A 26,596-nucleotide genomic window follows, 5' to 3' on the forward strand; every position below is an offset into this window, starting at 1 on the left:
AGGCATGCCTTATTCGTATTTTTGGACTTGCTTTAAATCAAAATCGACGATATGACCAAACTAAGCGTCAATGTGAACAAAATAGCCACCTTAAGAAATTCTAGGGGGGGCAATGTACCGAATCTGATAAAAGTAGCCGAGGACATAGAAAGATTCGGGGCACAAGGGATTACCGTCCATCCCAGACCGGATGAAAGGCACATACGTTATCAAGATGTAAGAGAGTTACAGCGTATAGTTACTACCGAATTTAATATAGAAGGAAACCCGATCCCAAAATTCATGGATCTGGTCCTGGCCGTACAACCTACCCAGGTTACCTTGGTCCCGGACGGCGAGGATGCCATTACATCAAATGCCGGATGGAACACCATAAAACATAAAGATTTTCTTGTTGAGGTCATTGCTATTTTCAAAAAACAGGGCATTCGCACCTCCATATTTGTTGATCCGGATGTAAAAATGGTAGAGGGTGCCCGGGAAACAGGAGCGGATCGTATAGAACTTTATACAGAAAGTTATGCATCCACTTATTCGGAAAACAAGGAAAAAGCGATCGAAAAGTTTATTCTGGCCGCGGACAGGGCCAATGAACTGGGAATAGGAATCAATGCAGGCCACGACCTTAATCTGGACAATATTCAATATTTTAAGGCCAATATCCCAAACCTGTTGGAAGTCTCCATAGGTCACGCACTTATTTGCGAGTCGCTCTACCTGGGCCTGGACAATGTTATTAATATGTATTTGAACAGATTAAAATGAATCCAATACTACATTCAAAAATATTGGGCAAGGGCCAACCATTGTGCATCTTGCACGGATTTCTGGGAATGTCCGATAATTGGAAAACCCTGGGTTCCGCTTATACCAAAAACCATTTTGAAGTACATTTGATAGACCAGAGAAATCACGGGAAGAGTTTTCACTCCCCCCACTTCAATTATGATATTCTGGCGGAAGATCTACAGCGTTATTTAAAATTTCATCAAATAGACAAAACTTCTTTGATCGGGCATTCCATGGGTGGAAAAACGGCCATGCAATTTGCCTGCCGGTATCCGGAATTACTGGATAAGCTTTTAGTTGCGGACATTGCCCCTAAGTTTTACCCTCCACATCATCAGGATATTATAAGTGCACTAAACGTCATTGACCTAACCAATATAACCTCAAGAACAGCAGCCGACAATCAGCTTAAAGAATACCTGCCAAATTCTGGTATACGCCAATTTTTACTTAAAAACCTCTACTGGACCCCTGAAAAAAAATTAACCTTTAGATTTAACCTTGAGATCCTAAGCCAAAAAATGGAAGCAATAGGGGAAACCATAAATGGCACCGACAGGTTTAACGGACCAACGTTATTTTTGAGAGGTGATCGATCGGAATATGTTACCGATACGGACATATCACAAATCAAAAAGCACTTTCCCAATGCCAAGGTCGACACTATTACCGATGCCGGTCATTGGTTGCACGCCGAAAATCCAAGGGAGTTTTTACTCAAATCCTTGGCCTTTTTAACAACATAAAAACATTATTTATTATGCATGCATAATTTTTTGCTTTAAATAATTGCCCGCCCCATAATTTTATTTAATTTTGATTAAGCACCTATTTGACATTAAAAAATAGGTCATAACTAACTCAAAATTAATGCAATGAAAAAGATTTTAACCTTACTGATATTATTTGGATTGCTTTTCATTTCCTGTAGTGATGACGATAGTGTAAACCCGACCGTTCCAACTACGCCTGACCCCATAGAATATACAAGTGGTACTGCGGACTTTAGCACCTATGTGGCCATAGGCAATTCCCTGACCGCCGGTTTTTCGGATGCCGCTTTGTTCGTTGATGGGCAAACGGCTTCATTCCCCAATATTTTGGCTTCCAATTTTGCCTTGGCAGGAGGTGGTTCTTTCAACATTCCTTTTATGGCGGACAATTTGGGAGGCGCAACCATAAATGGACAGAGCGATCTAAATATGGACGGTATTCCGGATATTGGGAATAGACTTATTCTTTCCTTTGCAAATGTTGATTCCAGTGACCCCAACTCTAGGCCTGCGCCTGTACCAGTGAGCGGAACGGGCACCACGGAAATAACCAATATCCTATCGGGGCCCTTTAATAATATGGGCGTTCCCGGGGCCAAAAGTTACCATTTATTGGCTCCCGGTTATGGTAATGCCCTAGGGCTTGCAACAGGGTTGGCAAACCCATATTTTGTGCGGTTTGCGAGCGATCCAAACACAACGGTACTCGCCGATGCCTTAGCTCAAGATCCAACCTTCTTTACGTTATGGGCCGGTAATAATGATGTTTTAGGATATGCCACGGGCGGAGGTGCCGGTGTAGATCAAACAGGGAATACAGATCCCAGTACGTACGCTAGTGGAGATATTTCCGATCCAGATGTAGTTGCAGGTTCTATTGATGGTATGCTGCAAGCCCTTACCGCAAATGGGGCAAAAGGAGCTATTGTCAATCTACCCGATATCACTACACTCCCTTATTTTACTGTGGTTCCTTATAATCCCTTGGATCCCACAAACGAAACCTTCGGACCGCAAATAACAACGTTAAATGCAACTTTTGCTCAACTCAACGCCGTTTTCAGTTTCTTAAATGTTCCAGAAAGAGCCATTTCTTTTTCAGAAAATAGTGCCAGTGCCCTAGTGATCAAAGATGATTCATTGGATGACCTTTCAGAAGCCATAACCACCGCATTAATTAATTTTGGTGCATCTGCAGAGCAAGCGGCGGTAATAGGCTTTTTATATGGACAGGCAAGACAAGCCAACGAAAATGACTTGATCGTTCTTCCGAGTCAATCCATTATCGCCGAATTGAACGGGGAAGCCTTTATGACACTTCAAAATTTAGGGCTGCCAGCTATGGATGCCGGACAGTTGGCAATAAATGGAATTACCTATCCCCTTGAGGACAAATGGGTCTTGACACCAAGTGAGCAACAAATAGTCCAGACCACCACTACGGCATACAATATGGCAATTACCAATTTGGCCGACCAATACGACCTGGCCTTCGTGGATGCAAATACCTTGTTGGGTACCGTAGCGGAAACAGGAATACAATTAACGGATGGAAGTATCGTAACCGCCACCTATGCTACCGGTGGAGGCTTTTCGTTAGATGGCGTACACCCTTCACCAAGGGGGCAAGCCCTTTTGGCCAATCTATTTACAAAGGCCATCAATACAAAATACGGCTCCAACCTACCTGATGTGGATCCTTTAGACTATACAGGATTATATATCGATTAAAAATGAAACCATAAAATTTCAAAAGCTTTGTGGGAGCAATGTTCTTTTATTTTCAGATCCCGTGCTATAATCACGAATAATTATAGCTGCCTGCCAAAAAGCAGTTTTGACCATAAATGACAACAGATGAAAACCATTCTTAGAATTTTATTAAATGCTATTGCCGTCATCATCTTATCGTATGTACTACCGGGCGTGAACGTAGACAATTTTACTACGGCGGTCATCGTAGCGGCCGTATTAAGTGTTTTAAATTTTCTCGTAAAGCCCGTTCTGATCATATTAACACTGCCCATAACCATTTTGACCCTAGGCCTTTTCCTATTGATCATCAATGCCATTATTATCTTAACGGCAGCTTCATTTATAACGGGATTTCAGGTAGATGGCGTAGTGTGGGCCATAATCTTCGGTCTTTTGCTTTCGCTACTGCAATCCATTTTACATTCACTGTTAAAAGAAGATAAAAAAAGCTAAGTTACCATTTGGTTTTCAACAGCTTGAAAAGTTGCTCTGGTAAGGAAAATATAGTACTTTTGCCACCCATTTTAGAAAAGTAAATCTAACGATAGATGAATATTACAAAAGAGCAAATAGACGATTTAAACGCAGTGGTCAAAGTCGCCTTAACCAAAGAGGATTATCAGGACAAGGTAGACACGATCTTAAAAGACTACAGAAAACAGGCGAATATCCCTGGTTTTAGAAAAGGCCAAGTTCCTATGGGGCTTATAAAAAAGCAATATGGAAAAGCCGTTTTAGTTGATGAAGTCAATAAATTGCTCCAAGACAACCTGAACAAATATCTAACTGAGGAAAAATTGGATGTTCTTGGGAATCCGTTACCCAAACAACAGGATGATTTTGATTGGGACCAGGAAGAATTGGCATTTGAATTTGAACTGGGCATAGCTCCTGAATTTGAGGTTTCCTTAAAAACAAAAAAAGCCATCACCCATTACAAAATCACAGCCGATAAAAAAATGATAACGGAGCAGGTGGAACGTATCCAAAAACAATATGGAAAACTTGTTTCAAAGGAAGCTATCGGCAAGGCGGATGAAGTAAGTGGTCAATTTGTAAGCGAAGTAGCTGAAATAGACCATAAATCACTCTTGGAAATGGACAAGCTCAAAGGCAAAAAAGCCATTGAGGCCCTAACCGGAAAAAAGGTAGGGGATACCGTTACATTAAAGACTAAGGGCCTTTTAAAAGAAGATCATTTACTTTCCAGTACTTTGGGAATTTCAGCGGAAAAGGCCGAAAAGCTAGATATTGAAGTATCCTTTACCATAACCGAGATCAATGAAAGGGAACCTGCCGAATTAAACCAGGAGTTGTTTGACAAGCTCTATGGCAAGGATGGTATAACTTCCGAAAAAGAGCTTAGAGACCGTATCAAAGAAGATTCCGAAAAGCAATTTGAACAACAATCGGACCAGAAACTCCTTAACGATATTACCGAACATTTTATTGAGCATATAAAGTTTGACCTGCCTTCGGGATTTTTGACCAAATGGATACAAATGACGGGAGAAAAACCATTATCCGAGGAAGAGGCCAATGAAGAATATAAAAAGTCCGAAAAAGGATTGCGCTATCAGTTGATAGAAGGTAAGATTATTAAAGAAAATGACCTTCAAGTTCAATTTGACGAACTTAAGGAATTTGCAAAAGGCTTTATAAAATCGCAAATGGCCCAATTTGGACAGTTAGACCCCCAAGAGGAGGAATTGGATAACATTGCTGCAAGGGTATTGGGCAACCAAGATGAGGTAAAGCGACTTTCCGAACAATTGATGAGTCAAAAATTGTTGACCCTTTATAAGGAAAAGACCAATCTTAAAACAAAGGAAGTTACCTATGAAAACTTCGTGAAAGAGGTTTACGGGTAATTTCAAACAATAATTTAAGTATCTTTACGGTGCCGGAAAATCTATTTTCGGCACCTTTTTTTACATACAAATCGATTTAATATTTATGGATTACGGAAAAGAATTCAAGAACTACGCCATAAAACATCAGGGTATCAGCAGTACTTATTATGATCAAATAATGAGCAGCATGTATCCTACGAACATGACACCCAATATTATAGAGGAAAGACAATTGAATGCCATTGCCATGGACGTTTTTTCACGTTTAATGATGGATCGTATTATTTTCCTGGGAACGGGCATTAACGATCAGGTGGCCAATATTGTACAAGCACAGCTATTGTTCTTGGAAAGTGCGGATGCCTCAAAGGACATACAGATATATATCAATTCACCGGGCGGCAGCGTATATGCCGGTCTGGGCATCTACGATACCATGCAATTCATAAAACCGGATGTAGCTACTATTTGTACAGGAATGGCGGCTTCTATGGGTGCCGTACTTCTTTGTGCAGGTGAAAAAGGAAAACGCAGTGGCCTTACCCATTCCAGGGTCATGATCCACCAACCTATGGGAGGCGCACAAGGCCAGGCAAGTGACATTGAAATTACGGCAAGGGAAATCTTAAAGCTCAAAGAGGAGCTTTACGCCATAATCGCCAAACATTCCGGACAAAAAATCGAGAAAGTACATGAAGATAGTGACCGGGACTACTGGATGAAGGCAAATGAAGCAAAAAAATACGGCATGATCGATGAGATTTTAGTCAGGGATAAAGACTAATCTCGACCAATTATCCAAATTAATTATATTTTTTGAACCAAAAACCAAATACCTTCGTTTAGGTTCTAGATAGTGTAAAGATATTATGGCAAAGGAAAATTTAGAATGTTCGTTCTGCGGTAGGAAAAAGCCAGAGACCAATTTATTGATCGCCGGATTGGACGCACATATATGCGATCGCTGTATTGAGCAGGCCCATGGTATTGTTGCCGAGGAATCGCGGCAAACAAAGACCAATGATCTTTCTTCGGAACTGGTCCTTAAAAAACCCCAGGAAATCAAGGCATTTTTAGATACGTTTATCATTGGGCAGGAACGCACGAAAAAGGTAATGTCCGTAGCGGTCTATAATCATTATAAAAGATTGTTACAACCTTCTTCAAAAGAAGATGATATAGAGATTCAGAAGAGTAATATTATTATGGTCGGCCAAACAGGTACGGGAAAGACCCTAATGGCCAAGACCATTGCCAAAATGCTCAACGTTCCACTGGCCATTGTAGATGCCACGGTGCTTACGGAAGCAGGATATGTGGGCGAGGACGTAGAAAGTATCTTGACCCGTTTATTACAGGCCGCGGATTACAATCTTGAAAAGGCCGAACGTGGTATCGTTTTTATCGATGAAATCGATAAAATAGCCCGTAAGAGTGATAATCCCTCGATTACCCGGGATGTTTCCGGGGAAGGTGTGCAACAGGGCCTACTCAAGTTATTGGAGGGAACCGTAGTAAATGTTCCGCCAAAGGGGGGCAGAAAACATCCCGACCAAAAATTCATAGAAGTAAACACGGAAAATATTCTCTTTATCGCAGGAGGGGCCTTTGATGGTATTGATCGGGCCATAACCAAACGGTTAAACCTACAGGCTGTAGGATATAGTGCATCCAAGGCCGATGAGCAATTGGACAACACCAATATCCTTCAATATATCATCCCAAAGGATCTGAAAGAGTTTGGGCTTATTCCGGAAATTATTGGAAGACTTCCGGTACTGACCCACATGAACCCTTTGGACAAAAAAACGTTGAGGGCCATACTTACAGAACCCAAAAATGCCATCATAAAGCAATATGAAAAGCTTTTTGCGATGGACGACATTACCTTTACCATTACGGAGCAAGCATTGAACTACATTGTGGAAAAGGCCATTGAGTATAAATTAGGTGCCAGAGGGTTACGATCCCTGTGTGAGGCTATTTTTACGGATGCCATGTTCGAAATGCCCAGTAGTGGAGAAACGGAGTTTAAAGTTTCCAAATCTTATGCGGAAGAAAAACTCTCCCATGAGACCGTGAAAAAACTGAAGGCCGTTTCTTAAACCACCTTTTTTACCTGGGGCATTATTTGGGTTACTTGATGTAGTAAATCCAGAGAAATTTTTTGGATAACTTTTTCGTCGGTGTACAAGGTATGGCCAAAGTTGGGCATTACCTCTAATTCAAGGTCTAAATTATTTGCCCATGCCTCACCCGGTTTATGGGAATCGTTTTCACCATATAACAAGGTAAAGGGTACCAATGGCTTATCTTTCCCAAATTGTATTCCCGTTGCGGAAACAGCATATAGGGATTTGACGGGCAACCCTTTTTTAGCGGCCTCCCATACTACTGTAGCACCGGCACAAAACGCCAGGTAATAACAGGGCTGTTTTTCCTTTTCTAACAAATGCGCTACGGCGGTCTCAATGCCTCCCTGTACAAAAGCATTATGAATATTTTCTTCTGTTTGCACCGTTAAATCAAGATTTGCCAATTGCTGGCTATCATAAAAAGTAATGTCAAAATATTGTTGGAGATACCCTAAGTAGGAAGTAATCCAAAGACCCTTTTTTGCGCCCCACATATCCGAGATAATAATCAATCTTTCAGCCATAATCGTAGTTTAGTTAATTATTAGTTTGGGAACTGGGCTATCTAAATTCTTTCTTTAATGGCAGAATCCTATATTTATTTGTTCATCCGCCGTTTTTCATCGATGTAGCTCTCTTTTTAATGAACTTATATAAAAAATTTGGTATACAGTTAAAATTATGGCCCTGTGTACGTTAGAAGGTATTTTTGAATTGCACCTGCCTACCGGCAGACAGATAGCAGGGTTATGGAAGGGAAAAATGATTAGGAGGCGGATATAAAAATCCAATTTTTCAATTGTTTAAGAAAATTTAAATAAGTTCAACATTAAGAACCAGTTGTGTCCATCCTATGATTATGGGATATTATTATTTATAGGGTTCCAAAGGCTCAACAATTTTCTCAAAATACATGAATGGGAAGGTAGAATTAAGTGGTATCGTCACCTGAAAGAATGGCAATCAATCTCGACGGTTTCTGACAAGAACCTTAAAACTACTGCCACAAAACGAATCTTTTAATTATTCATTCGGAGCAATTCCTCAATATAGTCCCGTTTATTGGATAATCTCGGGATTTTATGTTGCCCCCCGAGTTTGTCGTTCGCTTTTAACCAATCATAAAAAAGATGCTCCCTGGCCATGTGTACTTTGGGCATTGTAAGGGTGGTGTTATTATACCGTTTGGCCTCATAATCCGAATTCAAGGATTTTAGGGCATTATCCAAAAATTCCGTAAAATAGTCCAAGTCTTCGGGCCGTTTTCTGAACTCTATGATCCATTCATGGGCACCTTTTTCTTTTCCTGCCATAAAGACCGGTCCGGCCGTATAATCCTTAATTTCAGCTCCGGCCTTACCACATACTATTTTTAAAGCTTCCTCGGCATTTTCAATAATCAATTCCTCGCCAAATACGTTTATGTGGTGTTTGGTCCGGCCCGTTACTTTTATCCTATAAGGCTTCTTTGAAGTAAAACGTACTGTATCTCCAATCTTATAACGCCAAAGCCCGGAATTGGTCGTAATGATTATTGCATAATTTTCACCTATTGTAACATCCCATAACGGAATGGCCGATTGCTCTTTGGTTCCATAGGTGTCCATAGGTATAAATTCATAAAATATGCCATAGTCCAGCATTAATAAAAGGTCATCGGCATCATTTCTGTCCTGAATGGCAAAAAAACCTTCTGAGGCATTGTAAATTTCATAATATCTGAAGTGCTGTCTGGGCAATAATTTTTCATACTGTTCCTTATAAGGATTAAAACTCACCCCACCGTGAAAATAAACTTCCAAATTTTCCCACACTTGAAAAAGATGCTCACTGCCCGTATCCTCCAGAACATTGTTCAGCAATACCAACATCCATGAGGGTATCCCGGCAAGGCTTGTAACGTTTTCCTGAACGCTTTCCTTAATAATGGCCTTTAATTTATGCTCCCACTCGCTCATTAAGGATACCCTGCTACAAGGTGTGCTACTAAACTCTGCCCAAAGGGGCATATTGTCGATCAAAATGGCCGAAAGATCTCCAAAGAACGAACCGTTGTCCCCATAAAGTTCCTTACTCCCACCCAACCGTAAGCTCTTGCCCGTAAATAATTGGGAGTTTTCATTATTGTTCAAATAAAGGCACAATAAATCCTTTCCCGACTTGTAGTGGCAATCTTCCAAAGCCTCAGAGCTTACCGGAATAAATTTACTCTTGGCGTTGGTGGTTCCGCTGCTCTTTGCAAAAAGCTTGACGGACGTAGGCCAAAAAAGGTTTTGCTCCCCTTTTCTTGTACGCTCAATAAGAGGTTCTATATCTTCATAGGAGACTATGGGTACCCTGTCCTTAAAGGTGTTATAATTACTTATAGATCCAAAATCATACCGGACACCAATTTCCGTATCCTCCGCTAATTCCAGAAGTTGCAACAATACTTCCTCCTGTACCTCTTCAGGATATTTCAAAAAAAGTTCTATCTGATGATAGCGCTTTTTAAGTAACCACGAAGCAATGGAATTAAATAGCGGAATCGGCATTTTTAGGTATCTTTAGCTTGCTAAAAATAGGGCATAAACCTATCATTTTCAAATTGAATAAAAATTATTCGTTACTTATGCAATACCAAGGGGTTTTACGAAAAATGCAGACGGAAATTGGAAGCCCAATTCAATATTATCTTGTTTTTGAATCGGATTTTCTGAATGTCAATCAAGTTTTGGACAAGGAAATCAGCATAGATTTCATCAAGTTCCAATGCTTGAATTGTGGCAATGACCGCCCTATTTATCGCCAAGGATTTTGTAAGACCTGCTTTTATGAGATTCCGTCCGCAGGGGACTGGATTATGAGACCGGAATTGAGCACGGCCCATTTGGATAAAGAAGATCGGGATTTGGAATATGAAAAAAAAGTACAGTTACAACCCCATATTGTTTATTTGGCCAACTCCAGCAATATAAAGGTAGGCGTAACCCGAAAGACCCAGGTGCCCACCCGGTGGATAGACCAGGGCGCCCATGAGGCCATTGAAATCGTGGAAGTTCCCAATCGCTATTTGGCAGGTATAACGGAAGTAGCCTTAAAAGACCATATTGGGGATAAGACCAATTGGCGCAAAATGTTGACCAACACCGTTGACAATGAGGATTTATCCGAATGGAAAAACAAATTAAGGCCCTTTATTCCCAAAGAAGCCATGGCCTATTTTATCGAACACAATACAGAAACCCATTTAGCATACCCCATACTTCAATATCCGGAAAAGGTGAAAAGTTTAAACTTGGACAAAACTCCAAGTTTTACCGGAAAACTTAAAGGCATAAAGGGGCAATACCTCATCTTTGAAGACAATACCGTATTTAATGTCAGGGGCAGTGAAGGGTATTATGTTTCTTTGGGTATCCATTGAAATTTCAGCACCCTCCTTTTTCTTTTACCCGGTACAAAAATTAGGATTTCCGCTAATTTTGTTTTAGGGGAAATTGTTTTTACCCTATTCAATTTACCGAATCCTTTTGGGCCTTTGCTGTATCTTTCTTTTTCTTAAAGAGACCTCCCAAAATATCTTTAGCAGCTTCCTTAACCGCATCGTTTTTTGTGGGAACGGTATCTGCACCGCCTTTTTTATTATCCAATACGTCTCCCAAAAAATCTCCTGCACGCTCTTTTAAAGAATCTTTATCTTGCCGGGCCATAGTATCCTTTTTACCCCCACTTAGCACATCCCCGATCAGGTCTTTGACCTTGGATTTGCCTTTATTCAGGAATTTTTGCTTTTGGATCTCGATCAATCGGCCTGTTAAACTTTCGATCCCCGAAGTCAAATCCGTAGTTATTTCCGGACTGGTATATGCCCCCCCAATGTTCGCCGTAACAGGAACAGTTATGTTTTCCAATGAGCGATCATCAATTTTGGCAATCAGGTCGTTCACTTCATTTCCCAAATACTTTGCAGGCACTTCCATAACCACCTTGTAATTCATATTACTGTCAAATGCATGCCCACCGGCAACGTTAATAGCAATATCCCGATAGTTTATGGTAAACGGCTTTACGGATACGAGACCGTCCTTAAAGGATAGTTTTGTCTTTAATTCCTTTAAATTCAATTTATCAAAATCTATAAAATCCAACTTGGAACCCAATGCCGATAATACGGGTGTACTTTCCAGGTTTATTTCCGCTGTAAGAACGTTCGCCAACACATCACCCGCTAAGGAAGGTAGATCCGGGGTAAAATTATCCGTAAGTTTACCGGACAATGTAATGTCCGAACTAAAATTGCCTTTAAGTACTTGTGCTACCGGTGCCAAAACCTTGAAAAGTTGTAAGGATTTAAAGGTTTCATCTACTTGCAATTGGTTCATATTCAATTTCATGGCAAAGGCGGGCGTTTCATTTTCAGTAGAAACTTCCCCATCAAAAATTACTTTTCCATTGAACAAAGAAGAAGTCATATTGCTTAAAATGGCCTTTTCATCTTTTATTTTCAGATTACCCCGCACATTGGTTAAATTGATGTTATCATAAATGACCGTATTGGCACTGGCGTTAAAATTTGCGTCTAAAAACGAAGGGATTTTAATTTTTTCTTCCGATGAAGTATCTTGATTTTCTTTTTCGCCTCCCGCATTCTCTTCTACCATAAAATCATCAAGCGCAAACACATTTGACCGGAGGGTAAAATCGCCCTCTACTTTTTCATTGTTGAAGAGGTATCCCAAAAAATTATCGATGGTTCCCGTAACATCAAAATCGGTTTTGCCCATAGTCCCGTTCAATGTGTTCAGAACAACCGTTTTTGGGTCAAAAGCTAAGGCAGCGGTATTTATTTTAATCGGGGCATTGATTTCTTCGGAATTGTACTCAAAGTCCCGAACGGCCAACGTACCGGAAGTCCGGGTATTTTCATATTGGCCATTTTCTACGGAGGCCCTATCGAATACCGTTGTAAAATCCGTATTCAAGAATCCCTTCAAATCCAGATTCGCCGGTATGGGATAGGCCTTTGAAATATTGATCAAATTTATGTTGCCGTCAACACTGGCATTTACACTGGCATTGCCTAATAGTTCCGTAATTTTTGAAGTCATATTAAAATGATCGTCATCGATCATAAAAGACAATTTTTGGAGGTCCAGATAGGTGTTTTTAATTATTCCTTCGGTATTATTGATTTCAACGTCCATAAAAATAGCACGGACGGATTTTGGTAAATCCGGATACTTAAAAGATGCATTATCAGCATTGATCTTAATATTGAATTTAGGGATAGATACCTCATCCACAACACCTTTAAATGTTCCGGCGACGACAAAATTCCCTGTAGTCTTTACATTTTCAATATTTTTCGAGTAAACTTCCGGAATAACGGCCAAGAAATTTTTAAAATCCGAAGACGGTGTCTTAAAGCTAATATCCACTTCTTGATTATCCTCATTAACCTTTACAAACCCGTTAAACACTAGAGGAAGCTGGTTTACCAACACTTCATTTTTCAAAAACGAGTATTTGTTTTCATTTAAATCAATACCAATAAGCGCATCTAACCGAACCCTATTTTTGTTCAAATAGTTGGTACTACCCATTTTAAAAGAGACCAGGGCATCCGTATGGGTATCCAGTTCCGAGGTTTGTAATGACAGGTCGCCGGTACCCTGATGATTCATTTCGGCTATTTCCAGATGCAGACCTGTTGAAAAGTCGTCATACGCTATACGGGTATCCTTGATTTTATACGATTCCATATTAAACGAAAAGCCGCCACTTTGCCCGGACGTTGCCCCGGTATCTTCTGGATTTTTCTTGGCGATGTCATAATTTGCGTTCCCCTCTTTGTCCAACATAATATGCAACAACGCCTGATCTATTATGAAATCGGATATTGAAATGGGAGTTCCCGAACCCTTGAACAATTCCCCTATTCCCATTTTAAGCACCACTCCTTTGGCAAAAAATAAGGTATCCCCGTCAAATGGGGCTTTGTTTATAAGACTCACGTCGGCCAGACGCACCTGGGCATTGGGAAAGCTACTTAGAAGACTAAGGTCGGCACTGGAAAAATCCAATGTTGCGTCAAGATTATTGTTAACGTTATTTTTTATAATGTCCCCGATCTTAGATTCCAAGAAAAAGGGTATGGCCGTCAAAAGCAACACTATCAATAAAAAAACGACCCCGATCAACCTAATAAGTTTCTTTTTCATTTCTTCGTGCAATTTTCCTTAAAAACTGTTATTTACCGCTATTATTATGCGTCCAGATCAATTTCTTGGCCTACGGTCAATTTAAACCGTTTTCTCAACATATATACGAACAAATAAAGGAAAGGGGTATCCAAGAATGCTATAATAATCTTAAAAATGAAGCCGCTGATGACCAGACCCGTAAATTTATCCCAGGGAATTTCTCCAAAAGAGCATAACAGAAGTACTACGGTAAACGTATCTATCAATTGGGACGAAAACGTAGAAAAGTTATTTCGCAACCACAAATACCTGCCTTGGGTCAGGTTTTTCCAAAAATGATAAATCTGGATATCTACAAACTGTGCCAACAGATAAGCCATCATAGAAGCGAAAACCGCAACAATGGTATTCCCAAAGACCGAATGGAACAGCTCATCTGAAACTGGAGACCATGAAGTGGCCGAAACGGAAGCGGAAGTGTACACGATGACCAGTGAAAAAAAGGAAGCGAATATACCTGCCTTTACGATCTGGTTGGCCTTCTTTTTACCAAAGATTTCCGAAATTATATCGGTAATCAAAAAGGTAACGGGATAAGGTAAAATCCCCACGGAAATTTCAAACAAAGGGGCTCCAAATACGGTTATATCGCCAAAGGGGTTCCAATAAAAGAATTTTTGAAAGATAAGATTGGAAACGACCAAGGAAGTAATAAAAAGAGCCCCCAGATATAGGTATATTTTGCGGGCGAACAATGTATCACTATGCGTCATGGACTATTTAATATGCAACGTAAACGGCATTCTGGCCTGAACTCCTTTTTGTGTCATGACCGATTTTACTTCTTTCCAGAGCGTATAGGCATCCTCCCCTATTTCTTCCCGCAACATCTCCGCTTTGGCCGTTGCACTCGCTCCACCTACATCTTCCATAAACCGCTCAAAACCAGATTTATATTTCGGGTATTTTTTAACGCCATACCCTTTGAGTTCTGCCATATTGGCCGCCTCCGCAATAGCATCTTCCAAGGTACCCAATTCATCTACCAATCCCAGACGTTTGGCATCCACACCACTCCATACACGCCCTTGGGCAACACTATCCACTTCCGCAACGGACATATTACGCCCCTGGGATACACGTTCTAAAAAAGTTCGATAGGTCTCCTCGATCCCTTCTTGGATCGTATTCCTAAAACTATCCGTCATAGGGCTGAACAAGGAATAGTCTACCGCATTGGCATTGGTACCCACTTGTTCTGAGTTTATACCGATGTTCTTCGCCAGTTCACTTATATTGGGTACTGTTCCAAAAACCCCGATAGACCCCGTTACCGTGGTAGGTTCCGCAAAAATCCTGTCCGCACCCGCAGCAATATAATACCCTCCCGATGCCGCTACGTTCCCCATGGAGACCACCACAGGCTTTATTCGTTTTGTTAGTTCTACTTCGCGCCAAATGATATCCGAGGTCAATGCACTGCCGCCGGGCGAATCTACCCGCAACACCACAGCTTTGACCTTATCATCTTCCCTGGCTTTTATCAAGGCATCATTGATGATGCCCTGACCGATAATCTCCGGACTTCCCTCACCATATAAAATCTCACCTTGCGCAAATATTACGGCTATTTTATCGCTTCCGGACGCCATGGTTTTTTTATTTGCATATCTGGCATAATCTTCAAGGGCGGTCACCTTTACCTCTTTGCTTTCCCCTAGGGCATCTGCCAATTTCCCTTCATATTCATCATAAAAAATAACGTCATCTATCAATCCCGAACGCTTTGCCAGTTTTGGGGAACGTCCTCCAAGGGTGTCTGCGATGGTATTTAAGTCGTCCTCGGAAATCCCTCTTCCCACGGCAATATCCGCAATCATCGAATTCCATAGGGATTGGATCAGTTCCTTTATTTGCCTCCTGTTGGATTCGCTCATTTCATTTTCCAAATACGGCTCTACGGCACTCTTATATTTCCCGTGGCGAATGACTTCCATTTTAATACCAGCTTTCTCCTGTAAATCCTTATAGAAGAGTACTTCTGTTGAAAGCCCTTTAAAGTCCATAGCCCCAACGGGGTTCATAAAAATGGAATCGGCTACACTGGATAGGTAATAGTCCTTTTGCAGATAAAAATCCGCATAAGCGTATATAAATTTTCCTGTATCTTTAAAATCCTCCAGGGCTTTTCTAATGGCCTGTGTTTGGGCCAAGCCGGCTATGGTAAAATTATTGTTGATGCTGATTCCCTTTATACGATCATCATCTTTTGCAACGGCAATGGCATGCAGCACCTCGTCCAGTCCCTGAGATTTATCAAATAGTCCGCTAAAGGGATCTAAATCGCTGCTTCCCGTATAATCAACCAAAGGTCTTTGCAATTGAAGTTCCAATATGGAACCGTCCTTAACAACCACGGTATCCTCGCCCGAGCCCAAAAGGGTCACAAAGACAAAAAACATAACGAAAATAATACCGAATGCCACCAAACAACCTAAAATAGCGGCTAATAGATTTCTTAAAAAGTTCACTTAAATGCACATTTTATTCGATCACAAAGATAACCAAAGTGAATTTGTTTTGTTTATTTTGCCTATAGTATGGCGGTGAAGCAATTTGTATATCTATCTATTGGAAGTAATCTAGGTCATAAAAAACTGAACTTACAGAAGTCCATTTTTCTGATCAATGAAAAACTGGGAAGGGTTACCGCAGTGTCCGCTATGTACAAATCTCCTTCCTGGGGATTTGAAGGGGGCGAATTTTTAAACGCCTGTGTGCAATTGGAAACCACAAAAGATCCGGAATGGCTTTTATCGGGATTATTGCAATTGGAACAAAAACTGGGAAGGGAAAGGGCTATCCATAAAGGTTATGCGAACAGGACCATAGATATTGATATTCTCTATTATGGCAAAGAAGTTATCAATACCGACACCCTGACTATTCCCCATCCGAAAATGAAGGAGCGTAAATTTGTTTTGAAACCTTTGGCCGATATTGCCCCGCAATTTTATCATCCTATATTCAATAAGGATACCCGGAACCTTTTACAACAATGTCCGGATAAAAGTAGTTTGACAAAAGTAAGCAAGAAGCTCTATCCGGATAGAAAAGCTTTGTTTTCGGCCATGGAGTTTATTACCATAGAAGGAAATATTGGAGCGGGAAAAACTACGCTGGCTACTAAGATTGCTGAAGACCTTAATGCAAAATTGATTTTGGAGCGCTTTGCGGAGAATCCCTTTTTACCCAGTTTTTATAAAGACCGATCACGATTTGCCTTTCCCTTGGAAATGTCATTTTTGGCCGATCGCTATCAACAATTTATGGACGACACCAGTCAATTCGACCTCTTTAAAGGTTTTATGATAAGCGATTACGACATTTTTAAATCCCTGATCTTTGCAAAGGTCACTTTACAAAAACAAGAATTTGAGCTCTACAGAAAGGTTTTTGGTTTTATGTACAAGGAAATAAAAAAACCAAAAATATATGTTTATTTGCACCAAACTTCGGCCCGACTTTTAGAAAATATAAAAAAAAGAGGGCGGGATTATGAGCAGGATATAGCTGTGGACTATCTGGAAAACATCAATAGGGGCTACTTGGATTTTTTAAAGACCTATCCAAAAGAAAACCAGCTTATTATAGACATATCGGAATTGGATTTTGCAAACAAAAAAATGGACTATCTGAAGGTTCTGGAACATATTCAAGATTTCGCCATACTTCAGTAGGGTTAACACAATTTTGTGAATTTTCTTGCATAGAACAAATGGATTTACGTTATTGTGGGAATAAATAGTTAACTAACTAACTCAAACTTTACAAAAAAACCCGGTCTAGGCCGGGTTTTTTATTGCATTTAATTTTCCCCAAACATCCCAAACCACTATTCCGGCACTTACCGAAATATTCAAACTATGTTTGGTCCCAAATTGCGGAATTTCCAGAACTTCATCGCAATGGGACACCACTTGTTGGTCCACGCCCCTGACTTCGTTTCCAAAAATAAGCACGTAGGTTTTTCCTCTCTTGGGCCTAAAGTCGTTCAACATGACCGCTCCATCGGCTTGTTCAATGGCAACGATGACCTTTTCTTCCGACTTCAATTCCTGTATTAATTCCAACGTGTCCGGAGCGTATTCCCATTCTACACTTTCCGTAGCCCCCAATGCCGTTTTATGAATATCCTTATGAGGCGGTGTTGCCGTAATTCCGCAGAGGTATATCTTCTGAATCAAAAAGGCATCGGCCGTCCTAAAAACAGAACCAATATTGTTAAGGCTTCTGATATTGTCCAACACCAATACAATAGGTATCTTTTCCACACCTTTAAATGTATCCACATCCAATCTCTCCAATTCTTCGTTTCGCAGCTTTCTCATGTAATACTTTTCAACTATCGCCCTTAAATATCAACAAAAATTTCATTGAGATGGGGAATGGCATATATTCGTTTGGTTCAGCAAAAATAAGTAGATAAATACAAGGTGACGAGCAAGAAGAAGACAAAAAAGGTAACTCCTTTGATGCAACAGTACAATACCATCAAGACCAAGTATCCTGATGCCATGCTTTTGTTCCGCGTGGGCGATTTTTATGAAACTTTTGGTGAAGATGCGGTAAAGGCCTCCAAAATACTGGGAATTATCCTTACCCATAGGAATAATGGCGGGGACAGAACGGAACTTGCAGGGTTTCCCCATCATTCTTTGAATACCTATCTACCAAAATTAGTAAAGGCTGGGCAGCGGGTAGCCATCTGCGATCAACTGGAGGATCCCAAACAAACAAAGACCATTGTCAAAAGAGGGGTCACGGAATTGGTTACTCCCGGGGTGGCCTTAAACGATGATATTTTATCCGCTAAAAGCAATAATTTTCTCTGTGCCGTTCACTTTGGCAGAAAAAAACTAGGGGTTGCCTTTGTTGATATTTCCACCGGGGAATTTCTGACCTCTGAAGGCACCGAAGAGCAAATTGACAAGCTCTTACAAAATTTTGGGCCCAATGAAATCCTGATATCCAAAAACCATAAAAAGGAATTTTCCGAGGTTTTCGGCACCCAATTCCATACTTTTTTTATGGAAGATTGGGTCTTTCAGGAAGATTATGCCGTGGAAAACCTGAACAACCACTTCAACACCAAAACTTTAAAAGGGTTTGGCGTAGATCATCTAACGTATGGCATAGTGGCTTCGGGCGTGGTACTCCACTACTTGTCCGAAACCCAACACAGACAACTACAGCATATAAATAAACTACAAAGGATCGCCGAGGATGAGTATATATGGATGGATCGTTTTACCATTAAAAACCTGGAACTATACCATTCTACCAATGTAAACGCGGTTACGCTTCTAGATGTAATAGACCAGACCATTTCTCCTATGGGCGGACGTATGATAAAGCGTTGGTTGGCCCTACCGTTAAAGAACGTTCAAAAAATCAGAAACCGGCATGAGGTAGTTCGTCACTTTATGGAAAATGAGGAGATTCTGGAAAAGCTCCGGAACGGCATCAAAAAGATGGGAGATCTCGAACGTCTTATTTCCAAGATATCCACAGGGAAAGTAAACCCAAAAGAAGTGGTTCAACTTAAGAACTCCCTGGAATCCATAGTTCCGATAAAACAACAGATCTCCCAGGCCAACAATGAAGCATTGGCCTTAATTGGCGATCAATTGCACACCTGTGACCTGTTGCGTGCCAAAATCAAGGAACTATTGAACGAAGAAGCTCCGGTAAATATTCTAAAAGGCAATACGATCGCTAAAGGTTTTTCAGAAGAGTTGGATGAGCTCAGGGGACTGGCCTTCTCCGGAAAGGAATACTTGGATAAAATGCTGGAACGGGAAACCGTGGCAACCGGTATCACTTCTTTAAAAATTGCGTCCAACAATGTGTTCGGTTATTATATCGAGGTCCGAAACACCCATAAGGACAAGGTGCCGGAATCCTGGATACGCAAGCAGACCTTAGTTAATGCGGAACGTTATATTACCGAAGAGCTAAAGGAGTACGAAGCTAAGATATTGGGGGCGGAAGAACGTATTCTATCTTTGGAGCAGCAGTTGTTTTCACAATTGATCGTCTGGATGCAGGAATACATTGCCCCGGTACAAAATAATGCCAACCTTATTGCACAATTGGATTGTCTCTGTGGTTTTGCCCAATTGGCCAAAGACAATAATTACATTGCTCCCGAATTAAACGACTCTACGGATATTGACATCAAAAACGGCAGGCATCCCGTTATAGAAAAACAGTTGCCCCCGGGCGAAAATTATATTGCCAATAATGTACAATTAGATCGTACCCAACAACAGATCATCATGATTACAGGGCCCAATATGAGCGGTAAGTCCGCCATATTAAGGCAAACCGCTTTAATTGTTTTGCTGGCACAGATGGGCAGTTTTGTTCCTGCCGATGTGGCCAAAATCGGATATGTGGATAAAATTTTCACCCGTGTGGGAGCTAGTGACAATATCTCTATGGGAGAATCTACTTTTATGGTAGAAATGAACGAGACCGCTTCCATTCTGAACAATTTATCGGAACGAAGTTTAGTACTTCTGGATGAAATTGGGCGGGGTACAAGTACCTATGACGGGATATCCATTGCATGGGCCATTTCCGAATATTTGCACGAACATCCGGCACGGGCAAAAACACTGTTCGCCACACATTACCACGAACTCAATAAAATGACCGGTACATTTAAACGTATCAAAAACTACAACGTATCCGTAAAAGAACTAAAGGATACTGTCTTATTCCTAAGAAAACTCACTCCGGGGGGAAGCGAACACAGCTTTGGTATCCATGTAGCCAAAATGGCAGGTATGCCACAACAGGTTATCCACAAGGCCAATAAAATCCTGGAAAAAATGGAACGCTCCCATTCCAAAGACGCAGTGACCGAAAAGCTGGAGTCCGTCCCCAATGAAATGCAACTGAGTTTCTTTAATCTAGACGACCCTCTTTTGGAAGAGATCAAAGAGGAAATACTCCATTTGGATATAGATACATTGACTCCAGTTGAGGCGTTAATGAAGCTTAATGAAATAAAGCGATTACTGACCAAGAACAAGAAAGCCACCTCCTGATAAATTTTATTTCTTTTGCCAAAATTTACTTTGGATTTTATAGAATTGTATTAAATTTGCATCCGCATCTTTAGGGATGCACGTTCTTGAACATGCGAAAATAGCTTCCCGATGGTTATCGGGAGTAGAGTGCCGAAATCTTGAAAAACAAAGGTCTCCCGCTCGGAAGTTATTTTCAGATAGACGCGAAAATAGCTCAGTTGGTAGAGCGCCACCTTGCCAAGGTGGAGGTCGCGGGTTCGAATCCCGTTTTTCGCTCAAAACGCTGCTTGCCGGCGTTTTTTTATTCGGATGCCTGTCGTGGCATTGAGAATGCTCGAGTGGTGGTCCCGATAGTTATCGGGAGGTAGACACAAGAGCGAGCAAGAAGCTCGAGTGGTGGAATTGGTAGACACGTTGGACTTAAAATCCAATGGCCATTATGGCCGTATGGGTTCAAGTCCCATCTCGAGTACAAAGGAAAAGCCGGAGTTTTAAAACTCCGGCTTTTCTAATTTAAGTACAACAAATCTTTAATCTATTTAGTAGTTTCCGATTCTATGAGTAAATCTGAAAAGGAAGATTTGTATGAATTAATCGACCATTTTAATGATCAAAATATAAATCTGAATTTAGATAAAATAAAACTTGAACAATGTATCCCAACCAATATCAACCAAAACACGCCTCACATTTCCCTTGTATCAAAATCTGAGATACTTCCACTTCTCGATTAGGAATTTGTGGGATATTAACCTCTACAGATAAACAATCTACTTTACCACAACTTAAGCATTGAAAATGTGGATGAATGTCTATATGTTCAGATTTTGAACAACCATTGCATTTTGCATACCATTTAATATCATTTTTACCGAGAAAAGAATGCAGGGACACCATCATCTGCAAGTTTATCCAAGATACGATAAACAGTGGTTTTGTTTATTTTTCCACTAAGCCGTTTAATCAGTGTTATAGCAGAAATAGCGTTCGAATCTTTTTGATATTCATCCAATAACACCTCAACAGATGATGTTCGTCTAACAATACCCATGATGCAAATTTAGGCAGTATCCAATAAACTGTGTAAGTAGAAAATTAGGCGGGTCTTAAGACCCGCCTAATTTTTTGTCTAATTTTAATATCACAGTTATCATGGAAGGTATAAAGCAACGACTTTTGAACAGTGGCCTTCTTGACGGTCTAAAAACGGAAGGGGAACCGACCACGTTTTTGAAGCAGCTCCACAGCACTGCATTGGAGTCTATGTCCAAGGGGGAATTGGATACCCACTTGGACTATCCGAAAAACGGCAAGGGCGACAGTGCCAATAGTCGTAACGGCACTAGCATAAAGCGCATTAAGACCAAGTTCGAAAAAGTGCGATAGAAGTGCCCAGGGACCGCCATGGCAGTTTTGAGCCCGTAGTGGTTCCCAAACACAAAAGCAACTCGCTCTCGGTGGAGAATATCGTGATTTCTTTATATGCCAAAGGGATGAGCTTCTCGGATATTGAGGAAGAACTCCAAGAAATTTATGGTTTTAGGTTATCCACATCTGCCATATCCATTATTACCGACCGAGTGAACCAACGCGTACTGGACCGGCAGAACAGGCCATTGGAAACCGTTTATTGCGTTGTATGGATGGACGGTATCGTGTTTAAAGTAGGACAGGGCGGCAAAGCCATCGACAAGACCGTCTATCTGGCCGTAGGGCCCAACAGGGAGGAACTTACCATATTTTTTGACTTCCCCTTGGAAATCAGAAAAACCATCTATACCACCAATATGATAGAAAACCTCAATGGGAAAATAAGAAAGTACACAAAGAACAAAATGGCCTTCCCCACCGATGATGCCCTGAAAAAATCGGTATACCTGGCCTTGATGCAGATCACTAAAAAATGGACACGACCCATTCACAATTGGGGGCTTATACTTAATCGGTTCTTGACTATATTTGAAAAAAGGGTCCAACTATAAAAAACCTAACCCGCTGAAATTCTGTTTATACTAAATTTTGGATACTGTCAAGTTTCAAAAAGAGAAGCGAGTTCCATTTTTGAAACTCGCTTGAAATTCACATTTTCTGTGATTTATTCGTGACCGCGGGAGGATTCGAACCCCCAACCCTCAGAGCCGAAATCTGATATTCTATCCAGTTGAACTACGCGGCCATTATTTTCCAAACCTTTTAGGTCCGGATTATGATAATTTATTCTTTATTATTGTTGAAATGGTTTTTCCATCTGCCCGGCCTGCCAGTTCCTTGGAAACAATCCCCATTACTTTACCCATATCTTGCATTCCGGAAGCTCCGATAGCTTCAATGGTCTGTACAACCACTTTTTCAATTTCTTCTTCCGTCAACTGCTCGGGCAAAAACTGTTCTATTACCGCTACTTGAGCCAATTCCGGTTCCGCTAAATCATTCCTCCCCTGTTCTTTAAAAATAGTAGCACTGTCCTTACGTTGTTTTACCAGCTTTTGAACGAGTTTAATTTCATCATCTTCGGACAAATCTCCCTGACCACTGGTCTGGGCCAGCAAAATAGCCGACTTTATGGCCCGTAATGATTCTAAGGCAACTGCGTCCTTGGCTTTCATTGCCGCTTTCATTTGCTCCATTACCTTTTGCTGTAATCCCATATCATCTAATTTAGCGGCACGAAGATAAAAAATAAACCCGAAAACGGTTATTGTTTCCGGGTTTAAACTTTTAAGTTCAAGGAATATTTAATCTACATTATCATGTAAAAAGGAATTATTGGACCGCAATTGAACTTCATCATTACTATCATCACTTAAACTTGTCCTGGAAATCTTATTTTCCCTGGGATTATCGTTTAAATTTACTCCCTGGCGTTTATATGCGGGTTCTTTTTCTATTTCATCAATATTGCCAAGACTATTCTGAAATTTGTAATTAAAGTCCTTTAGTTTTCTTCTACGTTCATCGGCCCGCTCCTTTAACAATTCCTCTATAGGGGTTTCCATTGGGTCCATCGGCTTTTTTTCCTGCGAGACACTACGATCTACAACCGTTCTTTTTTCAAACACCAGTTCGTCCTCTACAATTTTTGGTTCAAATTCCTCCGCTTTGGACTTAGCTCCCGTCAATTGGTTTTCCAGCTGCATGTAATCGTCCAAACTGTATCTTTTCTCACCATTTTTATCATATTCCAATACAGGGATTACCTCTATACTGTCAGTAACATTGATGTCTTTGACCTCATCGTCCAAATTGAACATGATTACGTTCTCTTTTTCCTCATCTTCCAAAGGTTCGGAAACCAAAGGCAGGTCAAAGCTCATTTCTATTTGATCTTCCTCCTTCACCTTAAGAATTTCCGGCTCTACCACTTCTATATCCCGCAGGGCATCGGAAGATTCTATAATAACAAAATCATCTTCACTAATGGTATCCGCCACCACTTCTTCATAAAATACATTAAAGTTCTTGATATAATTGGTCGTGGGTATCAAATCAAAATCACCCTCGTCCAACAATTCATATTTTGGTTCCGGTTCTTCCTCAACCTCTAATGTATGTACTGTTTTTCCGGGCAATAATTGCTTTTCCGCCTTTTGCTCATCCTCCAGGGTATGGATAATTTTTTTTGCCTCTGTATTTACAATATCGTCCTGTTGCTCAATATTAAACCCCGTAGCGATAACCGTTACCGCTATAGCTTCTCCCAGGCTCTCATCCTCACCTACGCCCATAATGATATTTGCGCCATAACCGGCCTCTATCTGAATATGGTCATTGATCTCACCTATCTCATCGATCGTAATCTCCTGTGATCCTGAAACAATAAGCAACAATACATTTTTGGCGCCTGTAATTTTGTTGTCGTTCAGCAATGGCGAATCCAAGGCTTTCATAATGGCCTCATTGGCCCTGGCCGATCCCGAAGCAATGGCGGAACCCATAATAGCGGTACCACTATTGGATAGTACCGTTTTGGCATCACGCAAATCTATATTCTGCGTATAGTGGTGCGTAATTACCTCTGCAATGCCCCGTGCGGCCGTTGCCAAAACTTCATCCGCTTTGGAAAAGCCCGCCTTAAAGCCTAGATTTCCATAAACCTCCCTTAATTTATTATTATTGATGACGATCAGGGAATCTACATTCTTTCTCAGTTTTTCAATACCCAATTGCGCTTGTTCACATCTCATTTTTCCTTCGAACTGAAAGGGCATGGTAACGATTCCTACCGTAAGAACATCCATTTCCTTGGCCTGTTTTGCAATGACGGGAGCAGCACCAGTTCCTGTTCCCCCACCCATTCCGGCCGTAATGAAAATCATTTTTGTAGTATTGCCCAACATGTTCTTAATGTCTTCCATACTCTCCATAGCAGCCTGTTCACCTACCTCGGGGTTGGCACCAGCCCCCAATCCTTCGGTCAATGAAACGCCCAACTGAATCTTATTGGGTACCGGACTATTGTCCAATGCCTGGGAATCAGTATTACAAATAACAAAGTCCACTCCATTGATACCGGCCTGGAACATGTGATTAATGGCGTTGCTACCACCACCGCCTACACCAATGACCTTAATTACATTGCTTTGATTTTTCGGGAGATCAAAAGAGATACTATCAAATTCGTTGTTCTTACTCATGTTGTTCTGATTACTGGTTTATTGAATGCTAATTTTTTAAATGTTCTATTCTGCGTTGTCCAAAAATTCCTTTAGTTTTTCGGACCACTTATCAAATACGGATTTCCGTTCTCTTTTATTATTATTTAGAGATGTTTCATCCATTTCATGGGCTGCATAGGCCATCTCCCCTTCCATTTCAGATGTTTCTCCTTGATCGGCCTTATCCTTGTTCTTTATCGCGTTCATCAAAAGACCCACCGCAGTGGCATAAAGCGGACTCGCTACTTCTTCATCCGAATCTCCGGCCAAATGCTCGTTCGGGTATCCTATCCTGGTATCCATTCCCGTGATATATTCCACCAATTGCTTTAAATGTTTTAATTGGCTACCACCACCTGTTAGTACAATACCTGCAATAAGTTTCTTTTTTTGCTCTTCATGGCCATAGTTCTTGATTTCCACATAGACTTGTTCTATGATTTCCACTACTCTGGCATGAATGATCTTGGACAGATTTTTTAACGTAATCTCTTTTGGCTCCCTGCCTCTTAACCCGGGTATGGAAACAATCTCATTATCCTTGTTTTCACCGGGCCATGCCGATCCGAATTTCGTTTTAAGCGACTCTGCCTGTTTTTCAATAATGGAACAGCCTTCTTTAATATCTTCGGTAATTACACCTCCCCCAAAAGGAATTACTGCCGTATGTCTAATGATACCATCTTTAAAAATGGCCAAATCCGTTGTTCCGCCCCCTATATCTATTAAAGCCACCCCGGCTTCCTTTTCTTCCTGGCTCAGCACTGCATCCGATGAGGCCAAAGGTTCCAAGGTAATGTTCCCTAAATCCAATCCGGCACTTTTAATACATCGGCCCACATTTTTGATGGAGGTCACCTGACCCACCACTACATGGAAATTAGCCTCTAAACGACCACCGTACATTCCGATCGGCTGTTTAATTTCCGCCTGGCCATCTACCTTATATTCTTGTGGCAATACATGGATGATCTCTTCCCCCGGAAGCATGATCAATTTATAAACCTGATTGCACAACTTATCCAAATCCCCCTCATTAATCACTTCTTCGGAATTCGATCGGGTAATATAATCACTGTGCTGCAAGCTTCTTATATGCTGCCCTGCAATACCCACCACCACGGAACCGATCTTAAGTCCGGAATTTACCTCCGCCTCTTCTACGGCCTGTTGTATGGATTTTATGGTCTGGGTAATATTATTTACGACACCACGATGCACCCCCAGACTTTTGGATTTGCCTATACCCAAAATCTCAATCTTCCCATATTCGTTTTCCTTGCCGATCATGGCAACGATCTTGGTTGTTCCGATGTCTAGACCAACTGAATAATTAGCTTGTTCCATTTCT

General features: G+C 41.0%; 20 protein-coding genes, 3 tRNA genes and 2 pseudogenes. 15 read left to right on the forward strand and 10 right to left on the reverse strand.

Translation table 11 applies throughout. The features are described 5' to 3' along the window. Positions 1-51: 51 nt before the first annotated feature. The 7 genes from ACKWB9_RS10125 to clpX all read left to right on the forward strand — a co-directional run bounded on the left by ACKWB9_RS10125 (position 52) and on the right by clpX (position 7,275). Positions 52-765, forward strand: coding sequence for a pyridoxine 5'-phosphate synthase (locus ACKWB9_RS10125; protein WP_414002896.1), 714 nt, complete (start codon positions 52-54; stop codon positions 763-765). After that, complete coding sequence (locus tag ACKWB9_RS10130; RefSeq protein WP_414002897.1) at positions 762-1,535, forward strand: alpha/beta fold hydrolase; 774 nt, start codon at positions 762-764, stop codon at positions 1,533-1,535. The genes ACKWB9_RS10125 and ACKWB9_RS10130 overlap by 4 nt, the downstream gene beginning before the upstream one ends. 129 nt (positions 1,536-1,664) lie before the next feature. Next, on the forward strand, positions 1,665-3,293 hold the full coding sequence (locus ACKWB9_RS10135) for a G-D-S-L family lipolytic protein (protein ID WP_414002898.1): 1,629 nt from the start codon (positions 1,665-1,667) through the stop codon (positions 3,291-3,293). A gap of 126 nt (positions 3,294-3,419) precedes the next feature. Continuing rightward, positions 3,420-3,770 (forward strand): phage holin family protein, encoded by a 351-nt coding sequence (locus tag ACKWB9_RS10140; RefSeq protein WP_414002899.1) that lies wholly within the window; start codon positions 3,420-3,422, stop codon positions 3,768-3,770. Between the two features lie 95 nt (positions 3,771-3,865). Continuing rightward, a complete protein-coding gene (gene tig / locus ACKWB9_RS10145) occupies positions 3,866-5,188 on the forward strand; it encodes a trigger factor (RefSeq protein WP_414002900.1) in 1,323 nt (440 codons plus the stop codon). Positions 5,189-5,273: 85 nt separating this feature from the next. Beyond that, on the forward strand, positions 5,274-5,954 hold the full coding sequence (gene clpP, locus ACKWB9_RS10150) for an ATP-dependent Clp endopeptidase proteolytic subunit ClpP (RefSeq protein ID WP_414002901.1): 681 nt from the start codon (positions 5,274-5,276) through the stop codon (positions 5,952-5,954). Positions 5,955-6,039: 85 nt separating this feature from the next. Next, positions 6,040-7,275: an ATP-dependent Clp protease ATP-binding subunit ClpX gene (clpX, locus tag ACKWB9_RS10155; protein ID WP_414002902.1), complete on the forward strand. Its 1,236-nt coding sequence runs from the start codon at positions 6,040-6,042 to the stop codon at positions 7,273-7,275. Here clpX and ACKWB9_RS10160 read toward each other — a convergent pair. Together ACKWB9_RS10160 and ACKWB9_RS10165 are read right to left on the reverse strand one after the other, a co-directional pair. Then, positions 7,272-7,829: an alpha/beta hydrolase family protein gene (locus ACKWB9_RS10160; RefSeq protein WP_414002903.1), complete on the reverse strand. Its 558-nt coding sequence runs from the start codon at positions 7,827-7,829 to the stop codon at positions 7,272-7,274. The genes clpX and ACKWB9_RS10160 overlap by 4 nt on opposite strands. 495 nt (positions 7,830-8,324) lie before the next feature. Next, on the reverse strand, positions 8,325-9,839 hold the full coding sequence (locus ACKWB9_RS10165; protein WP_414002904.1) for a GH3 auxin-responsive promoter family protein: 1,515 nt from the start codon (positions 9,837-9,839) through the stop codon (positions 8,325-8,327). A gap of 77 nt (positions 9,840-9,916) precedes the next feature. Here ACKWB9_RS10165 and ACKWB9_RS10170 point away from each other — a divergent pair, with 77 nt between their 5' ends. Further along, positions 9,917-10,711 (forward strand): DUF2797 domain-containing protein, encoded by a 795-nt coding sequence (locus tag ACKWB9_RS10170; RefSeq protein ID WP_414002905.1) that lies wholly within the window; start codon positions 9,917-9,919, stop codon positions 10,709-10,711. A gap of 88 nt (positions 10,712-10,799) precedes the next feature. Here ACKWB9_RS10170 and ACKWB9_RS10175 read toward each other — a convergent pair whose 3' ends face one another. From ACKWB9_RS10175 to sppA, 3 genes are read right to left on the reverse strand one after another with little or no spacing between them, the layout of a single operon-like run. After that, positions 10,800-13,508, reverse strand: a complete 2,709-nt coding sequence (locus ACKWB9_RS10175; RefSeq protein WP_414002906.1) for an AsmA-like C-terminal region-containing protein — start codon at positions 13,506-13,508, stop codon at positions 10,800-10,802. Positions 13,509-13,552: 44 nt separating this feature from the next. Beyond that, entirely contained in the window at positions 13,553-14,263 is a 711-nt protein-coding gene (locus tag ACKWB9_RS10180) for a queuosine precursor transporter (RefSeq protein WP_414002907.1), read from the reverse strand. A 3-nt stretch (positions 14,264-14,266) separates the two neighbouring features. Further along, positions 14,267-16,021, reverse strand: coding sequence for a signal peptide peptidase SppA (gene sppA, locus ACKWB9_RS10185; protein ID WP_414002908.1), 1,755 nt, complete (start codon positions 16,019-16,021; stop codon positions 14,267-14,269). A gap of 69 nt (positions 16,022-16,090) precedes the next feature. On the opposite strand from sppA, the gene folK reads away from it, so the two are divergent. Further along, positions 16,091-17,230, forward strand: a complete 1,140-nt coding sequence (folK, locus tag ACKWB9_RS10190; protein WP_414002909.1) for a 2-amino-4-hydroxy-6-hydroxymethyldihydropteridine diphosphokinase — start codon at positions 16,091-16,093, stop codon at positions 17,228-17,230. A gap of 105 nt (positions 17,231-17,335) precedes the next feature. Here folK and ACKWB9_RS10195 read toward each other — a convergent pair whose 3' ends face one another. Next, positions 17,336-17,881, reverse strand: coding sequence for an RNA methyltransferase (locus ACKWB9_RS10195; protein ID WP_414002910.1), 546 nt, complete (start codon positions 17,879-17,881; stop codon positions 17,336-17,338). 144 nt (positions 17,882-18,025) lie between these two features. Here ACKWB9_RS10195 and mutS point away from each other — a divergent pair, with 144 nt between their 5' ends. The 6 genes and pseudogenes from mutS to ACKWB9_RS10225 all read left to right on the forward strand — a co-directional run. Beyond that, positions 18,026-20,608 carry a DNA mismatch repair protein MutS gene (gene mutS, locus ACKWB9_RS10200; protein ID WP_414002911.1) on the forward strand — a complete coding sequence of 861 codons (2,583 nt, stop codon included), beginning with the start codon at positions 18,026-18,028 and terminating at the stop codon, positions 20,606-20,608. A 185-nt stretch (positions 20,609-20,793) separates the two neighbouring features. Then, a tRNA-Gly gene (locus ACKWB9_RS10205) sits at positions 20,794-20,866 on the forward strand. Between the two features lie 111 nt (positions 20,867-20,977). Then, a tRNA-Leu gene (locus tag ACKWB9_RS10210) sits at positions 20,978-21,062 on the forward strand. 680 nt (positions 21,063-21,742) lie between these two features. Then, positions 21,743-21,976 (forward strand): transposase, encoded by a 234-nt coding sequence (locus tag ACKWB9_RS10215; protein ID WP_414002912.1) that lies wholly within the window; start codon positions 21,743-21,745, stop codon positions 21,974-21,976. A gap of 38 nt (positions 21,977-22,014) precedes the next feature. Further along, positions 22,015-22,245 (forward strand): annotated as a pseudogene (locus ACKWB9_RS10220) (transposase); the annotation flags it as partial. A 75-nt stretch (positions 22,246-22,320) separates the two neighbouring features. After that, positions 22,321-22,572 (forward strand): annotated as a pseudogene (locus ACKWB9_RS10225) (transposase); the annotation flags it as partial. A gap of 120 nt (positions 22,573-22,692) precedes the next feature. On the opposite strand, the gene ACKWB9_RS10230 reads toward ACKWB9_RS10225, so the two are convergent. From ACKWB9_RS10230 to ftsA, 4 genes are all read right to left on the reverse strand, one after another. Continuing rightward, positions 22,693-22,766 (reverse strand) — tRNA-Arg (locus ACKWB9_RS10230). A gap of 28 nt (positions 22,767-22,794) precedes the next feature. Continuing rightward, on the reverse strand, positions 22,795-23,238 hold the full coding sequence (locus ACKWB9_RS10235; protein WP_414002913.1) for a GatB/YqeY domain-containing protein: 444 nt from the start codon (positions 23,236-23,238) through the stop codon (positions 22,795-22,797). 87 nt (positions 23,239-23,325) lie between these two features. Continuing rightward, positions 23,326-25,224 carry a cell division protein FtsZ gene (ftsZ, locus tag ACKWB9_RS10240; protein ID WP_414002914.1) on the reverse strand — a complete coding sequence of 633 codons (1,899 nt, stop codon included), beginning with the start codon at positions 25,222-25,224 and terminating at the stop codon, positions 23,326-23,328. Between the two features lie 45 nt (positions 25,225-25,269). Continuing rightward, complete coding sequence (gene ftsA / locus ACKWB9_RS10245) at positions 25,270-26,592, reverse strand: cell division protein FtsA (protein WP_414002915.1); 1,323 nt, start codon at positions 26,590-26,592, stop codon at positions 25,270-25,272. Between the last annotated feature and the right edge of the window lie 4 nt (positions 26,593-26,596).

This window comes from Maribacter spongiae (genome assembly GCF_047345125.1).
Lineage (GTDB): Bacteria > Bacteroidota > Bacteroidia > Flavobacteriales > Flavobacteriaceae > Maribacter.

Bases quoted from the DNA above. Each gene is read 5' to 3' on its own strand.
- ACKWB9_RS10125 (WP_414002896.1), top strand. From the start codon at position 52: ATGACCAAACTAAGCGTCAATGTGAACAAAATAGCCACCTTAAGAAAT.
- ACKWB9_RS10130 (WP_414002897.1), top strand. From the start codon at position 762: ATGAATCCAATACTACATTCAAAAATATTGGGCAAGGGCCAACCATTG.
- ACKWB9_RS10135 (WP_414002898.1), top strand. From the start codon at position 1,665: ATGAAAAAGATTTTAACCTTACTGATATTATTTGGATTGCTTTTCATT.
- ACKWB9_RS10140 (WP_414002899.1), top strand. From the start codon at position 3,420: ATGAAAACCATTCTTAGAATTTTATTAAATGCTATTGCCGTCATCATC.
- tig (WP_414002900.1), top strand. From the start codon at position 3,866: ATGAATATTACAAAAGAGCAAATAGACGATTTAAACGCAGTGGTCAAA.
- clpP (WP_414002901.1), top strand. From the start codon at position 5,274: ATGGATTACGGAAAAGAATTCAAGAACTACGCCATAAAACATCAGGGT.
- clpX (WP_414002902.1), top strand. From the start codon at position 6,040: ATGGCAAAGGAAAATTTAGAATGTTCGTTCTGCGGTAGGAAAAAGCCA.
- ACKWB9_RS10160 (WP_414002903.1), bottom strand. From the start codon at position 7,829: ATGGCTGAAAGATTGATTATTATCTCGGATATGTGGGGCGCAAAAAAG.
- ACKWB9_RS10165 (WP_414002904.1), bottom strand. From the start codon at position 9,839: ATGCCGATTCCGCTATTTAATTCCATTGCTTCGTGGTTACTTAAAAAG.
- ACKWB9_RS10170 (WP_414002905.1), top strand. From the start codon at position 9,917: ATGCAATACCAAGGGGTTTTACGAAAAATGCAGACGGAAATTGGAAGC.
- ACKWB9_RS10175 (WP_414002906.1), bottom strand. From the start codon at position 13,508: ATGAAAAAGAAACTTATTAGGTTGATCGGGGTCGTTTTTTTATTGATA.
- ACKWB9_RS10180 (WP_414002907.1), bottom strand. From the start codon at position 14,263: ATGACGCATAGTGATACATTGTTCGCCCGCAAAATATACCTATATCTG.
- folK (WP_414002909.1), top strand. From the start codon at position 16,091: ATGGCGGTGAAGCAATTTGTATATCTATCTATTGGAAGTAATCTAGGT.
- ACKWB9_RS10195 (WP_414002910.1), bottom strand. From the start codon at position 17,881: ATGAGAAAGCTGCGAAACGAAGAATTGGAGAGATTGGATGTGGATACA.
- mutS (WP_414002911.1), top strand. From the start codon at position 18,026: ATGCAACAGTACAATACCATCAAGACCAAGTATCCTGATGCCATGCTT.
- ACKWB9_RS10215 (WP_414002912.1), top strand. From the start codon at position 21,743: ATGGAAGGTATAAAGCAACGACTTTTGAACAGTGGCCTTCTTGACGGT.
- ACKWB9_RS10235 (WP_414002913.1), bottom strand. From the start codon at position 23,238: ATGGGATTACAGCAAAAGGTAATGGAGCAAATGAAAGCGGCAATGAAA.
- ftsZ (WP_414002914.1), bottom strand. From the start codon at position 25,224: ATGAGTAAGAACAACGAATTTGATAGTATCTCTTTTGATCTCCCGAAA.
- ftsA (WP_414002915.1), bottom strand. From the start codon at position 26,592: ATGGAACAAGCTAATTATTCAGTTGGTCTAGACATCGGAACAACCAAG.